This window comes from Mycolicibacterium septicum DSM 44393, assembly GCF_000455325.1.
GTDB classification, from domain to species: domain Bacteria; phylum Actinomycetota; class Actinomycetes; order Mycobacteriales; family Mycobacteriaceae; genus Mycobacterium; species Mycobacterium septicum.
In genome coordinates, this window is sequence record NZ_HG322951.1 from 1,720,148 (window position 1) to 1,735,332 (window position 15,185).

Below are 15,185 nucleotides of genomic sequence, written 5' to 3' on the forward strand. Positions count from 1 at the left end.
ATCGCGGACGTCGCAGCAGTGTCACGTGCAGCGGTAAGTAATTGGCGAAGGCGGGGGAAGAACTTTCCACAGCCGGTCGCCGGCACCGCCAGTAAACCACTGTTCTCGAGGGCGGAGGTTGACGACTGGCTCGAGCGTCACGCTAGCAGGACCAAGAATGAGTCACTTCTTCCGTCCTCGGCAGATGGCCTCGGCATGCGTGTCTGGGCCGTTCTCAACACTCTTCGCGGAAGCCTCACGGCCGAGGCTGTCGCCGAGCTTGTATTGAATCTGGCCGTAGCTCGAAAGGCTGGTGCCCCTCTGCCTTTCGAGGCTGAGGGCGTCGATCCGTCTGCCTTGATGCAGTTGGAGCGAGTATTGGATGAGATACCCGTATCCAAACTGGCGGAAGTGGTCGACTTCTCGCTGGCGCGACTGGCTAGGTCGCAGGGGAAAGTCGGTGCCGAATTCGGATTTGTGGGATCGCGCACCACTACGATGCTGGCGAAGCTGGCGGCGTCCTGCAAGGGTGGCGTGCTTTATGACCCGGCGTGCGGAATTGCCGCAGCGCTCGTTGAGGCAGTGGAACGTGGTGCCAGCCCCGACCGGATTGTCGGACATGACATTAGCATTCGAGCACTTCACATTGCCGAGCAACGAGCTGTTCTTCACGGTATTGACCTTGAGTTGACGCGTACCAACGTGCTGACTGAAGATGCGGATCCTTGTCTTAGGGCTCGTACTGTGATCCTCGAGCCACCGTTCAGCCTCAAGTGGGACGCACCCGAACGGCTGATGGACCCAAGATTCGACTTCGGCCTACCTCCACGATCAAACGCTGACACCGCCTGGCTGCAACATGCGATTGCCCATCTCGATGACGACGGGCGAGCATACGTGTTGGGCCCTGTTGGCACCCTCTTCCGGGGCGGTGTGGAAGGGCGAATTCGTACCGAGATGATCCGTCGAGGATGTGTTGAAGCGGTTGTCGGGCTGCCCGGAAAGCTCTTGCCGCACACCTCGATCCCCTTGGCATTGTGGGTGTTGCTTCGACCGTCGGATGTTCGTCCGAATGAAACTGTCCTGCTAATCGACGCTTCCAGAGCGACGGCACCCGAAGACAATGTCGCCGACTGGCTTACGAGGTCCGAAGCACGGGATGGCGTTCCTTGGGTAGATGTCACCGTCGCCGACTTGATCGACGAGGATTCGGTCCTACTGCCGCAGCGTTGGGTCGATCGCACCGACAATCACCCCGAGGATATCGCGGGGAACTACTTGGCGAGTTGGGCGGCGATCAGGGAAACCGTGCACAACCTCCAGTCGGCCGTCACGCCTACAGAGGTTCTACGCAACCCCTCCAAACCGCGGGTGCTGACGGTGAGCAACTTGATCGACCAGAACGTACTCGAGCTTCGGATGGGTAGATCGAAAGATCGGTACGTTGACGCACCTGACACGCTGCAGAACCGTTTCGCGACGGCCTCCGATGTCCGTGACGGAACGCTGCGGAATGCCGGCCTGTGCACTTCTTTCCATGACTATCCGGAGCTCACACAACGTGGGGACGTCCTGGTAACAACGATGAACACCGTGCGGGCCAGAGTTGACGACGTAGGTGGGCACCTCCCGTCGACAGGCGTCTACCGGCTTCGGGTGTCCAACCGGGAAGTGCTCTCCCCGGAGTACCTCGCCATCGTTCTGGCTGGCCCGTGGAACGAACGGTTCCAGGGCGGAACCACAATCCATCGCGCACCCATCAAAGAACTCGAGGTGCCGCTGGTTCCGCTAACTGAACAGCAGGAAATCACTGAGGCGATGCGCTCGGTCCACTCGGTTCTCGCCGGGTCTGCGCGCCTTGAAGACAACGCGCGCAGCGCCGCTGCTGCCATGCTCGATGCTCTGCGTTACCACGTAGCGCTGCTGGAGCCGGCTGGTGCACTTGGTACCTCCGTCCAGAATGGCCGCGAAGAGTCCAAGGAGAACAGGTGACGACTGACAGGATCACATTGCCGGAACTCGAGCAGTACCTCGGGAAGGCAGCAGATCTGTTGCGCGGCAGCATCGACCAGGCTGATTTCAAGGCCTATATTTTTCCGCTGATGTTCTTCAAGCGAATCAACGACGTCTACGCCGAGGAGTTCGCGGAGGCGCTAGCCGAGTCCGATGGCGATTATGAGTTCGCGGCGTTCGCCGAGAATCATCGCTTCGCCATCCCCGGAGGCAACCTGTGGTTCGATGTTCGCAACCACACCGAGAACATCGGCAGCGCGCTGCAGACAGCCTTTCGCGAGATCGAGAAGGCCAACCCCGAGACTCTGTACGGCATCTTCGGCAACGCCAACTGGACCAATAAGGACAAGCTGCCCGACCGCAAACTCGCCGACTTGATCGAGCACTTCTCCACGAAGATTCTGTCAAGCGCGAACGTCACGCCCGACGTGTTCGGCAATGCGTACGAATACCTCATCAAGCGGTTCGCTGACCAGTCGAACAAGAAGGCCGGCGAGTATTACACGCCGCGCTCGGTGGTTGGACTGCTGATCAACATCCTTGATCCGCAGGAGGGCGAGAGCGTGTACGACCCGGCGTGCGGAACCGGCGGTATGTTGATCGAGGTTATTGAGCACGTCAAGTCTGCTGGTGGTAGCCCAAAGACATTGTGGGGTAAGCTATTTGGGCAAGAGAAGGTACTCGCGACCTCTGCGATTGCCCGAATGAACCTTTTGCTGCACGGCGTCGAGGACTTCAAGATCATTCGTGAGGACACTCTGCGCAACCCGGCCTTCTACACCGGAAATCATCTGGCACAGTTCGACTGCGTCGTTGCTAATCCGCCTTTCTCACTGAAGAACTGGGGCGAGGGTGAATGGGCGATCGATAAGTGGGGTCGCAGCCAACTTGGCGGTGTCCCGCCAAAGGGGTACGCAGACTGGGCCTGGGTCCAGCACATGCTCACCTCCGCCAACCCCAACACCGGCCGCGTCGCGGTAGTCCTACCGCAGGGCGCCTTGTTCCGACCGGGCGCCGAGGCTCGCGTCCGCACCCACGTGCTCAAGGCCGACAGGATTGAAGCAGTCATCGGACTCGCTCCGAACCTGTTCTACGGCGCCGGTCTCGCCGCGTGTGTGCTGATCCTCCGCCACGCCAAGCCCGCGGACCGCAAGGGCAAGGTGCTCTTCATCAACGGCGAGGACCTGATGAAGAAGGGCCGCAACCAGAACACCCTGGAACCCGGGCACTCCCAAGAACTGTTCGAGGCGTACCGCGGGTTCATGGACATTGACGGCCGCGCCCGCGTCGTGGGCCTCGATGAGATCGAGGACAACGACTTCAACCTGAACATCCCGCTGTACGTAGCCCCTGCAGACGCCGGCGAGAAGCTCACTCTCGCCGAAGCGCTCACCAACCTCGGAGCCGATCATGCCAGGGCCACTGAGACTCGCGCTGCACTGGAAGCGGAGCTGGCCAAGTGGGGGTTGAGCGCATGACCAAGCAGATCAGCCAACGCGAGCTGGAGTCGTATTTGTGGGGTGCGGCCATCGTGCTACGGGGCCTCATCGATGCCGGCGACTACAAACAGTACATTTTCCCGCTGGTCTTCCTGAAGCGGATCTCCGACGTCTTTGACGAGGAGCACGACGCCGCGATGAAGACCTACGGCGACGAGGAACTCGCCAACCTTCAGGAGAACCACCGCTTCGCCATCCCTGATGGCTGCCATTGGGACGACATCCGGTCCGTCACAGAGAACATCGGAGCGACCGTGCTACAGGCGATGCGAGCGATCGAATCTGCCAACCCCGAAACCCTGCCCGGCGTCTTCGGCGACGGAGATTGGGGCAACAAGAACCTCTTACCCGACTCCACCCTGGCGGACCTGATCGAGCACTTCTCCACCAAGACGTTGTCGATCGCAAACCTGCCGGAGGACGAACTCGGCAACGGTTACGAATATCTGATCAAGAAGTTTGCCGACGACTCCGGCCACACCGCCCAGGAGTTCTACACCAACCGGACACTCGTGCACCTGATGACCCTCATGCTCGAACCCCAGCCCGGCGAATCAGTCTACGACCCGACCTGCGGCACCGGCGGCATGCTCATCTCCACCGTCGCCGAGCTCAGACGCCACGGAGAGGAGTGGCGCAGCGTGCGGCTCTACGGCCAGGAACTCAACCACGGGACCTCGGCGATTGCGCGAATGAACCTATTTCTCCACGGCATCACCGACGGCCACATCGTCCACGGCGACACCCTCGCCCGTCCCGCGTTTCTCAACAGGAAAGGCGCCCTGGAGACCTTCGACGTGGTGCTCGCTAACCCGCCCTACTCCATCAAAGCATGGAGCCGTGACGTCTTCGCGAAAGATCCCTACGGCCGCAACATGTGGGGCGTCCCGCCACAGGGCCGCGCCGACTATGCCTTCTTCCAGCACATCGCCAAAAGCCTCGACCCCAAGACTGGTCGCGCCGCCATCCTTTTCCCGCACGGCGTGCTCTTCCGACGCGAGGAGACGACAATGCGCGAGGCGCTGGTGAAATCCGACCTCATCGAGTGCGTTCTCGGACTGGGCGCCGGGCTGTTCTACAACAGCCCGATGGAAGCCGTCGTCGTCACTTTGCGTGCCACCAAGCCCGCCGATCACAAGGGCAAGGTGCTATTCATCAACGCGGTCAATGAAGTCGCCCGCGAGCAAGCACAGTCGCTCCTTCGCGACACTCACAAGCAAAAGATCGTTGATGCTTACCGCAGGTTCACTGATATCGACCAGTTCGCCGCGGTTGCGACCATCGATCAAATCGCTGGCAAGGACCACAGCCTCGCCATCCCGCTGTACGTCGTGGGAGCGAGGGCCGCTGAGACAGGCGAGCAGGTCGATGTCGCCGATGCCGTCGCCGACTGGCGTGCCGCGGCTGGGGCATGCGACACCGCTATCTCCGAGGTACTCGCTCTGCTCCGAGCGGAGGTGACGGCGTGAGACTCGACCTCGACAAGTCAGCGTGGAAGCGCGTCGTCTTCGGAGATGTAGTCCGCAACGTCAATCAGACCCTGCGCAACCCTGATGAGGCCGGTATTGACCGGATCATTGCTATGGAACACCTGGATCCTGGCGAGCTGAAGATCAGCCGGTGGGGATCGACTGAGAACGGCACCACCTTTATCCGACGCGTGACGCCGGGCCAGACCTTGTTCGGCAAGCGCCGCGCCTATCAGAGGAAGATTGCCTACGCTGAGTTCGCCGCCATTTGCTCCGGCGACATCTACACCTTCGAAGCTGACGAGACCCAGATGCTCAGCGAGTTCCTGCCGTTTCTCGTCATGTCGAATGAGTTCTTCGACCACGCCCTCGGTACCTCGGCTGGCTCCCTGTCTCCCCGTACAAACTGGCGCGATCTTGCCAACTTCGCGTTCGACCTACCACCCCTCGACGAGCAGGATCGCATCGCCAACCTCCTCTGGGCCGTCGAGAGTCACCACCGAGCTCTGTCAGAAGAACGGCGCGCGTTGGAATCGGCGCTCGGAGTTTTCTTGGATGAGACATATCGCGCAGCCGAAGGGCCAGAAGTTGCGATCGACAGCCTTTGTGCGCACATCGTCGGTGGCGTATGGGGCTCGCCAGAGGGCGAGAATGACGTTGATGTACTCGCGCTGGGACCACGTGTCTACGCGTCCGGTGAACCCGAGCTAACGACAGATGGCTCGCCAGTTCGTTCTGTGTCTGAGAGTCAAGCCGCGTCGCGTTTGGTGCGTCCGGGTGACATCGTTCTTGAGCGTTCCGGTGGAACGTTCACCCAACTTGTCGGCCGAGTCGTGATTGCGGGCGACGTTGTTGGAGCGTGCATACCGACCGATTTCCAGCGGCTTCTCCGACCGGCCGAGAACCTAGTGGAACCGCGCTATCTGTTTTGGCGTCTCCGCCGAGACTGGCTGGCCGGTGTTCCACGTGACTACTCGAAGCGGACAACCAACATCGCGAATCTGTCCGTTAAGCAATACCTTGCTCGAAAGATTTCGCTTCCTGCCAAGGATGCGCAACTTGAGGTATTGGACCGCATCAGTGAGTTTCAGACAGCCCTCGCGACGCTCAACGATGAGGCGAACGCTCTTGGCGCATTCAACTCGGCCTTGTTGGACATGATCTTCGGAGGTGGTTGATGTCGCAGTTCAACGAGGCGAACAGCGTGCGCGACTTCGTCCGCGACCTGGTGAAGTCGACAGACGTGCAGATCTTGTCTGGGAACGAGTTGCCTCGTCGCACCGACGAGGTGCTACTTGAGGGGTCGGTCAAGGACGCACTGATTCGGCTGAACCCTGAAATCGAGGCTGACCCGCGCAAGGCAGATGAGGTCATCTACGCACTGCGGGCGATCCTCATCTCGGCGCGCACGACTCCGCATCCGGTGGTGGCAAACGAGGAGTTTATGGCGTGGCTGACCGGGCAGAAGTCGATGCCGTTTGGCTCGAACGGCGAGCACACCACGGTCCGCCTAATCGACTTCGACCATCCGGAGGACGACTCCTCCAATCAATGGGTGGTTTCGACTGAGGTGACCTATCAGATTGGACGGGTGGCCAAGCGCTTCGATCTGGTGTTGTGGTGCAACGGATTTCCACTGGTCGTCGGTGAGGCGAAGTCTCCGATACGAGCGGCGTACTCGTGGATTGACGGTGCTGCGCAGGTGCACGACGACTACGAGGCCAGCGTGCCGCAGTTCTTTGTGCCCAATGTGTTCTCCTTCGCAACCGAGGGCAAGGACTTCCGTTACGGAACAATCGGAATGCCGGTCGAGCTGTGGGGCCCGTGGCGTGAGGAGGAGACGGATCCCGATGCGCCGGCCAAGGTGGGGTTGCAGGTCGTCAAGGAGGCCGTCAACGGTGTGCTCAAACCCGCCGCTGTGTTGGACTTTCTCCGGTTCTTCACGATCTATGCGACTGACTCAAAGCACCGCAAGATCAAAGTCATCGCCAGGTTCCAACAGTTCCAAGCTACGAACCTGATCGTGGAGCGCGTTCTGCACGGCCAGATCAAGCAAGGGTTGATCTGGCACTTCCAGGGCTCGGGTAAGTCGCTGCTGATGGTGTTCACTGCGTTGAAGCTGCGGGCGACGGCCGAGCTGACCAACCCGACCATCCTGATCGTCGTCGACCGCATGGACCTCGACACCCAGATCACTGGAACCTTCAACGCCTCCGACGTACCTGGACTTGTATCTACAGAGTCCCGCAAGGAGCTGCAGACGTTGTTGAGCCAAGGTGCGCGCAAGGTCATTGTCACTACGATCCACAAGTTTGGTGAGGCCGACGGCATGCTCGACGACCGCCACAACATCATCGCGATGGTCGATGAGGCTCACCGGTCCCAAGAAGGCGACTACGGCCAAAAGATGCGTGAGGCGCTGCCTAACGCATTCTTGTTCGGGCTGACCGGAACCCCGATCAACAAACGCGACCGCAACACCTTCATGTGGTTCGGATCCGCGGAGGACGAAGGGGGCTATCTGTCTCGATACAGATTCCAGGACTCCATTATTGACGGCGCAACGCTACGACTGCATTTCGAGCCCCGCCTCTCTGAGATCCACCTCGACCAGGAGAAGATCGACGCTGCTTTCGAGGAGCTTGCGGTCGAACGCAATCTGACTGAGGGTGAGAAGATCACGCTCTCGAAGAAGGCGGCCTCCATCGAGGTGCTCATCAAGGCGCCCGACCGCATCCGCCATATTGCCGCTGACGTTGTCGATCACTTCACCACCAAGGTCGCGCCCGAAGGCTTCAAGGCACAGCTCGTCGCCTACGACAAGGCGTCATGCGTGGCCTACAAGGAAGCCCTCGACACCATGCTTCCGACCGAGGCTTCGACCATCGTGATGTCGAAATCGCGCACTGATCCTGTGGAGTGGGCGCAGTGGACTCCCCGCACCGAGGAACTGGAACAGGTCGTCGCGCGCTTTAACGATCCGGCCGATCCTCTGAAGATCATCATCGTCACCGCGAAGCTACTGACTGGGTTCGATGCCCCGATCCTACAGACGCAGTACCTGGACAAGCCGCTCAAGGATCACACGCTCCTGCAGGCCATCACCCGCACCAACCGCGTCTACCCGCCTAACAAAACCCACGGCTTGATCGTCGACTACCTCGGCATCTTCGACGACGTCGCCAAGTCTCTCGCGTTCGACGAGGCGGCTGTCCAGCAGGTCGTAACCAACATCGAGGAACTCAAGGACCAGCTCGCCCCTGCAATTGCGGCAGCGATCGCTTTCTTTCCCGGGGTCGACCGGACGGTCGGCGGGTACGAGGGGCTCATTCAGGCGCAGGCCGCGATCGCGGATGACGCCACTAAAGACGCTTTCGGGCTGGCTTACAGCGTGGTCTCTCAGTTGTGGGAGGCACTCAGCCCCGATCCGATGCTGAAGGCATTCCGAGACGATTATAAGTGGCTCAGCGATGTGTACGAGTCCGTTCGGCCCGCCGATATCACGGGTCGACTTGTCTGGCATGCACTCGGTGCCAAGACCGTCGAGCTGATCAACGAGAACATTCACGTTGAGATCCCGGAAGGCACTGAGACCATCGTTCTCGACGCGCAGACGATCGAGGACCTGATGTCCGGCAAGCACAAGAACGTGCCGGTCGTGGAGATCGAGCAGCAGATCACGGCCCGCATCGCCCGACACCTCAACAATCCGGTCTTCGTTGAGCTTGGCCAGCGCCTCAACGCCCTGCGCGAGAGATACTCAGACATACAGCAATCCAGTCTGGACTTTCTCCGCGAGCTCTTGGAGCTGGCCAAGGACACTGTCGCTGCCGAGAAAGCCATTGACGAGGTCCCCAGGGAAGAGAAGGGCAAGGCAGCCCTGACAGAGCTGTTCGAAGCACTCAAGACCGACGAGACACCGATCATTGTGGAGAACATCGTGAACCGCATCGATGAAGTGGTGCGAGGCGTCCGGTTCGAGGGCTGGCAGTCGACAATTCGAGGTGACCAGGAAGTTCGACAGGCGCTGCGCAAAACGCTGTACGTGCAGTTCAAAATCCGGGATAACGATGTGTTCGACAAGGCGCTTGGTTATGTGCGTGAGTACTACTGAACCATGCTGTATCCGTCGGGTATTCGGAGTTCTAGGTTGCTAGTATCGAATTTCTCTGGTGTGCAAGTTAATTCAGGACTGATGCTTCCACGGGTCGAGTGAAACCTGGGCCGGTTCAACTGGTATTGTCCGGCGTCCCGGTCGCCAAATCGCGCAGTCCGCTGCAACTTACATGTTCGGAGGTAGCTTCCGGAATTCGTTGGGGTGACATTCCAGAAGATTGATGATCTTGTCGCGCGTCGTACTGTATTGGTCGGCATGCCCATGCCCATGCCCATGCCCATGCCCATGCCCATGGCCGGTGGTGAAGAGTAGTTTTCGTGCACCGAGAAGGCGCGCCTTGAACTTTGGACTCGCGAAGAGCGTCTTCCACTCCGCCTGAGCGCATTCGGCGCGAACAACGTATGTCGCGTGGCGTCCTGCCAGTGGGCTGATGGCGACGGCATTTTCGCTAGATCCGTTGGTGGACTTGATAGCTAGAACGAGATACCTGTTGTGAACAAGCGCTGGGACCTCGACGATGCGGGGTAAATGGGATGGGTACCCCGCAGCTAGCAATCTGCTAGCTGAAGGCAAGCGATCAGCGTACGCTGAGACCGTGCGAACTCTGCATCTGCGGAATGTCCCCGACGAGGTCATGGATCGACTCGAACGGATGGCGCGTGCTGCGAGCACGTCAGTGACTGCGGTCGCGATCCGGGAACTCGACGCTGCAACCCGCCGAGTCGACAACGCGGCGCTGGTTGCCACGTTGCCCGATCTCGACATCCCCGCGGAGACGATCGTCGAGCAGTTGGAATCCGAACGCAGGTGATCGTCCTCGACGCGTCGGCAGCAGTCTCTGCGTTATTGCATGACGGGCCGGCCCGGAGACTTCTTGCTGCCGAAGCGATTCATGTACCGCACCTGGTGGACGTGGAAGTTGTCAGTGTGCTGCGTCGGCAAGCCGCAGCCGGACTGCTGGGTGCGGGGGATGCGCGTCAGGCTCTGAGTGTCTGGCGAAGACTCGGGCTGATTCGGTACGCCGCTGCACCGCTTCTGGAACGTGTCTGGGAGCTGCGGATGACGGTAACGGCTTACGACGCAATGTATGTCGCGGTTGCCGAGAACTTGGACTGTGCGTTGGCGACCGCGGACTCACGGCTGTCTGGGGCCACCGGACCGCGGTGCGCCATCACGGTTGTGCCTCGGTAAGCGTCGCAATACGCCTCGGATTACTGCTCAATACTGACCGCAATCCGAGGCGTTGGACGGGCCGGCGGGGCATGGAAGCTGCCACGACATCGCCAGATCGACTAGAAATGCGAAGAAGCAGGCGGTTCGACGCTCGAGATCTTCTGCGGCCGCTTGTACAACCACATGAGCACGGCCGCGAACCCGATCACCCCGAGGACTTCAGCCAAGGTCCCGTCATTGCCCGTGAAGATCGCGAACGGATCATCACTCCCGGTGCCGGCGACGAACCCGGCAAAGACCACGCCGTAGAGGCTCTCGCCGACGATCATGCCGGTGGCCAGCAGCACGCCGAGGCGCTTCTTGCGTTCCACCTTCCCACCGGTGCGGTCGGCCCATTTGTTGTAGAACCACCCCAGCAGCGAGCCGAGAGGGATGATCAGCGTCAGGCTCATCGGCAGGTACATCCCCATCCCGACGGCCAGCGGCGGTAGACCGAATCGGGTTGTGCGGGTCAGGATTTCGTCGACGATGACGATCACCACCCCGATCGCCGCGCCTAGCCCGATCAGCGACCAGTCCAGGGATCCGCCGAACACGCCTTTGGCCAGTGAAGAAATCAGGGCGGCTTGCGGTGCGGCCAACGCGTGATCGGTGGCGCCCGGTGCGCCCAGGAACCCGAACGCCCGTTGCATCAGATCGAGTACCGGCGGGATTATCGCCGAACCGAACAGCACGCCAATCACCAACGCCACCTGCTGTTTCCATGGCGTGGCGCCGACCAGCTGACCGGTCTTTAGGTCCTGCAGGTTGTCGTTGGAGATGGTGGCCACCCCGAACGTGATGGCCGCGACGAACAGGGTGAAGGCCACCAGCGCGAGGGATCCGTCGTCGGAGGTCGGGCCGTACACCAGCTTGATCAGCAGTGCGGCGATGAGCACCGTGAGGATGCCGACGCCGGAGATAGGGCTGTTCGACGAACCGATCAGACCGGCCATGTACCCGCACACCGCGGCGATCACCAGGCCGATGATGAAGATGAACACCACACTCGCCACGATGATCCCGGTCGAACTGCCGTGCAGCACGGTCGAATGACTGAAATCCCACAGCAGCACAGCAATTGGGATCAGCATCGCCACCGCGATGCCCACCACGATCGGGAACGGGATGTCGCGCTGGGTGATGTCGACGAGCTGGCCCTGCCGGCGGTCACGCGCCGAGGTCAGCGCCTCGCGGATGCCCTTGATGATCGGGCGCAGGATCTTCAGCAGCGTCCACACCGCGGCCACCGCGATCGCCCCGGCCCCGATGAACCGGACCTCGTGCACGAACACCCCGTCGATGACATCGGCCACCGACTCGTCGGTCCCGAACGTGCCGATGGTGCGGATCGGCAGCAGCACCCCGAACGAGATGACCAGTCCGACGAGCATGGCGATGCCCACGGTCATCCCGATCAGATGCCCCACCCCGACCAACGCCAGGGACAGGCTGGCGCCGAACATCGAACCGCCGGCCCCGACCCGGAAATACGCCGCCACGTAATTGGCGAGCACCTTGAGGTTGGCCAGCAGCGCGAACCCGGCCGACACCAGCGAGCCGAACGCGATGACCCGGATCCCGACACGGTTCTCTTCGACACCGCCGCTGCTGTCGCCGACCTTGAGCACCTCGGCCGCGGCCACGCCTTCGGGATAGGGGAGATCCGACCCGGTCACCAGGGCCCGGCGCAGCGGGATGGAGTACATCACGCCGAGGATCCCGCCGACCGCGCACACCGCCACCGTGATCCAGTACGGGAACCCGGTCCACCAGCCGATCATGATCAGGCCGGGCAGCACGAAGATGATCGCCGAGAGCGTGCCCGCCGCCGAGGCGATCGTCTGCACGATGTTGTTCTCCACGATGGAGTGGTTGGCGAAGTTGCGCAGCAGTGCCATGGAGATCACCGCGGCCGGGATCGCGGTGGCGAAGGTCAGGCCGACTTTGAGCCCGAGGTAGACGTTGGCGGCGGTGAACACCAGCGTGATCGCCCCGCCGAGCAGGATCCCGCGGAGGGTCAGTTCGCGCAGCGTCGGGGTGGTGGGTTCTGCGACGGCCAACTCGGCATCCTCTCGGTTGCTGCTGCTTACACGCCGGTCCTGCGAACCCGACGATTCGGTGAATACACGGTAAGTACTCGGAGGCGGTATCGCTGTGTGATCGGCTCACAGACACGAGCGAATCCAACGGGCTGAGCAATCCGGCGGCGTACTGCAACAACGGGCTTCTGATGGCCGTTGACCAGCGTTTTCGCGCAGGGCGGGGTCTGCCCATATTTGTGCAGCGCGAAAATGCTTATCGCAAAAGCGAATTGGTCGGACCGGCGCGCAAGTCGCCTTCGCGCATTCGACGCTTACGTCAGTTCTGCCGTACGGTCGAAAATATGGCTGTGTACAACCTGGCTTTCGAATGGACTGATACCAATCGCCATTGGCTCATCGAGGTCCCGGTTCGAGTCGCGGCGTACATCGTCGTTGCGTTAATCATCCGGTATTTGCTGCATCGGATGATCGACCGTGCGACCACCGGCAGGCCCAAGAAGTCCAGTAGCACAGAACTGGAAGGGCAAGCAAAAAAACCTCCGCTGCTGCGCTACTTGCGCGACCGGGCTTCGGCCACGACCAACGGCATCCGGGCGGCTGAACGCCGCCAGCAGCGCGCCCAGACCATCGGATCGGTCCTGAAGTCCACGACGTCCATCGTGCTGCTGGTGTGGGTCGTGCTGGCGATCCTCAGCGTGCTCGGGGTCAACATCGCGCCGTTCATCGCCTCGGCCGGGGTGGTCGGCCTCGCGATCGGCTTCGGCGCCCAGAATCTGGTCCGCGATTTCGTCAGCGGCGTGTTCATGCTGCTGGAGGACCAGTACGGCGTCGGTGACAACGTTGACCTGGGCGAGGTGTCCGGCGAGGTGCAGAGCGTCGGTCTGCGGATCACCACGGTCCGCGATATCGACGGCACGCTCTGGTACGTCCGCAACGGCGAGATCGCGCGCGTCGGGAACATGAGCCAGGACTACGCGGTCGCTCGGATCGAGGTGCCTGTCTCGCTGACCGCGGATGTGGACCGCGCCGAGCAGGTCGCCGTGGAAGCCGCCCATGAAGTCGTCGCCGACCCGTCGATGGCAGGCAAGGTCATCGGCGAACCGGAGATGCTGGGTGTGCAGTCGCTGACTGCGGACCAGCTCACGCTGCGGATGACGCTGAAGACCCGGCCGAACGCGCAGTGGTCAGTGCAGCGCAAGCTTCGCCGGGAGATCTTGCGCGCTTACGACGAGAACGGCATCGACCTGCCCTACCCGCAGGGACGCATTCACGCCTATGTCGGCGGTAAGGAGACTAACGGCGCGTAATTGGCCGGGTCGGTCTGCGTCTCACCCTTGAGTGCACCCCAACTGACGATCCTGACAAATTTGTCGGGCGCAGCCTGTTAAATCTTTGCATGCCGCAAGAGGGTGGGGCGGGGCTCGAGGCCGCCGCCGGTGCTGAACAGTCCGTTCATGACGTCATCTTGGAATTGCTCGGAAACGACGACGCGTTGTCCGACGGGGCCAAGGACGTCGTGCTCAGCGCCTTGGCCGAGGTGTCGGGCGGTGCGGGCGAGAAAACAGAAACAGGCACGGCTGCAACATTTCTCAGCTCGATCTCGGTCTCTGGATTCCGTGGCGTCGGCCCAGCTGCGCGGTTGGACCTGTTTCCCGCGCCGGGCCTGATGGTGGTCAGCGGACGCAACGGCTCGGGAAAGTCCAGCTTCGCCGAGGCGCTGGAGCTGACCCTGACCGGCACGAGTTACCGCTGGTTCAACAAGAAGGAGAGCCTGTGGTCGGAGGCCTGGCAGAACCTCCACCACCCCGACCCATGCGAGATCGAGGTCGGGTTCACCCGCGAAGCGGCCGAGCCCTTCACCGTGGGAGTGCGATGGGACCAGGGCGAGAAACTGGAGAACTGCACGACCTGGACGCAGGCCGGCGGAGGCAAGCGGGTCAACGGCACGGATGCCCTCGGGTGGTCGCGGGCCCTGGAACTGCACCGCCCGCTGCTGTCCTATGAGGAGCTCGGTCGGCTCTTCGACGGCGGGCCGTCCGCGCTGTACGACGCGCTGGCCAAACTGCTTGGCCTCGACGCGCTCGCCGACACCGAGAAGATCCTCACCACACGCCACAAGGCGATCAAGACCGCCAGCGATGCCGCCGATGCCGAACGCAAACGTGTGCAGAGCGCACTCGCCGGACACGCCGATGAACGCGCCGAGCGCGCCGCCAAACTCCTACGCAAACGCGCGGTGCCCCTTGACGATGTCCGCGCCCTGGCGACCGGAGCGGGGGAGGCTCAATCCGACGTCGCGCCTGCCCTGCGCGCCCTGACTCAGCTGGAGACGCCGGCTATCGACACCGTCGAGGACGCGACCCGGCAGCTCCGTGCAGCGGTACAAGCCGCCGCCGAGACCGCGACCACCGCGATCGACCTCACCAGCCAACGCGTCGAGCTGTTGCGCACTGCGCTGCGGTTCCACGACCAGGGCGGCGACACCGACTGCCCCGTGTGCGCACAGGGCCGCCTCGACGCCGACTGGGCCACCGCCGCGCAGGAAACCATCGCCAGCAGCGAGGACCTGCTGGACGAATACCGCGCCACCGCAATGCAACTCAAAACCGCACGGTCGGCCCTCACCACGATGATTCAGGAGCTCTCCACCGCGGCTGCGGCTCCCGGCGTCGAACTCCCAGCGCTTGCGACCTACAACGACGCGGTCTCCGCCGCCCGGAAGTTCCCAGTCGGTGACGAGGCCCTCGCGGCCCATGCCGAGGCGACGCTGACCGAGGTGATTGTCGCCGCCGAATCTCTGCGCTCACATGCGGCCGACGAACTCGCGAGGCGCGAAAGCGCGTGGGCGCCG

10 protein-coding genes are annotated in these 15,185 nt (G+C 61.9%); 9 read left to right on the forward strand and 1 reads right to left on the reverse strand.

Going from position 1 to position 15,185, the window contains the following annotated elements:
- Positions 1–195: 195 nt before the first annotated feature.
- The 7 genes from TX88_RS08070 (at position 196) to TX88_RS08100 (ending at position 10,268) form a co-directional block, all read left to right on the forward strand.
- The gene (locus TX88_RS08070; protein WP_049924869.1) at positions 196–1,971 is read left to right on the forward strand and encodes an N-6 DNA methylase; all 1,776 of its coding nucleotides are present in this window, start codon (positions 196–198) and stop codon (positions 1,969–1,971) included.
- Complete coding sequence (locus TX88_RS08075) at positions 1,968–3,470, forward strand: type I restriction-modification system subunit M (protein ID WP_044515945.1); 1,503 nt, start codon at positions 1,968–1,970, stop codon at positions 3,468–3,470. The genes TX88_RS08070 and TX88_RS08075 overlap by 4 nt, the downstream gene beginning before the upstream one ends.
- Positions 3,467–4,960, forward strand: coding sequence for a type I restriction-modification system subunit M (locus TX88_RS08080; RefSeq protein WP_044515946.1), 1,494 nt, complete (start codon positions 3,467–3,469; stop codon positions 4,958–4,960). Before TX88_RS08075 ends, TX88_RS08080 begins: the two co-directional genes overlap by 4 nt.
- Positions 4,957–6,138, forward strand: a complete 1,182-nt coding sequence (locus TX88_RS32745) for a restriction endonuclease subunit S (protein ID WP_049924870.1) — start codon at positions 4,957–4,959, stop codon at positions 6,136–6,138. The genes TX88_RS08080 and TX88_RS32745 overlap by 4 nt, the downstream gene beginning before the upstream one ends.
- Positions 6,138–9,074 (forward strand): type I restriction endonuclease subunit R, encoded by a 2,937-nt coding sequence (locus TX88_RS08090; RefSeq protein WP_044515948.1) that lies wholly within the window; start codon positions 6,138–6,140, stop codon positions 9,072–9,074. Before TX88_RS32745 ends, TX88_RS08090 begins: the two co-directional genes overlap by 1 nt.
- A 598-nt stretch (positions 9,075–9,672) precedes the next feature.
- Positions 9,673–9,888: a hypothetical protein gene (locus TX88_RS08095; protein ID WP_044515949.1), complete on the forward strand. Its 216-nt coding sequence runs from the start codon at positions 9,673–9,675 to the stop codon at positions 9,886–9,888.
- Entirely contained in the window at positions 9,885–10,268 is a 384-nt protein-coding gene (locus TX88_RS08100; protein WP_044515951.1) for a type II toxin-antitoxin system VapC family toxin, read from the forward strand. The genes TX88_RS08095 and TX88_RS08100 overlap by 4 nt, the downstream gene beginning before the upstream one ends.
- Before the next feature lie 101 nt (positions 10,269–10,369).
- Here TX88_RS08100 and TX88_RS08105 read toward each other — a convergent pair whose 3' ends face one another.
- Positions 10,370–12,352, reverse strand: a complete 1,983-nt coding sequence (locus TX88_RS08105; protein ID WP_044515953.1) for an OPT family oligopeptide transporter — start codon at positions 12,350–12,352, stop codon at positions 10,370–10,372.
- Between the two features lie 323 nt (positions 12,353–12,675).
- On the opposite strand from TX88_RS08105, the gene TX88_RS08110 reads away from it, so the two are divergent.
- Positions 12,676–13,641, forward strand: coding sequence for a mechanosensitive ion channel family protein (locus TX88_RS08110; protein WP_044515954.1), 966 nt, complete (start codon positions 12,676–12,678; stop codon positions 13,639–13,641).
- Between the two features lie 89 nt (positions 13,642–13,730).
- On the forward strand, positions 13,731–15,185 hold a 1,455-nt coding region (locus TX88_RS35005), incomplete at its 3' end, for an AAA family ATPase (RefSeq protein ID WP_044515955.1).

Excerpts from the sequence above, each read along its gene's own strand:
- TX88_RS08070 (WP_049924869.1), top strand. The coding sequence starts at position 196 with ATGCGTGTCTGGGCCGTTCTCAACACTCTTCGCGGAAGCCTCACGGCC.
- TX88_RS08080 (WP_044515946.1), top strand. The coding sequence starts at position 3,467 with ATGACCAAGCAGATCAGCCAACGCGAGCTGGAGTCGTATTTGTGGGGT.
- TX88_RS08090 (WP_044515948.1), top strand. The coding sequence starts at position 6,138 with ATGTCGCAGTTCAACGAGGCGAACAGCGTGCGCGACTTCGTCCGCGAC.
- TX88_RS08110 (WP_044515954.1), top strand. The coding sequence starts at position 12,676 with ATGGCTGTGTACAACCTGGCTTTCGAATGGACTGATACCAATCGCCAT.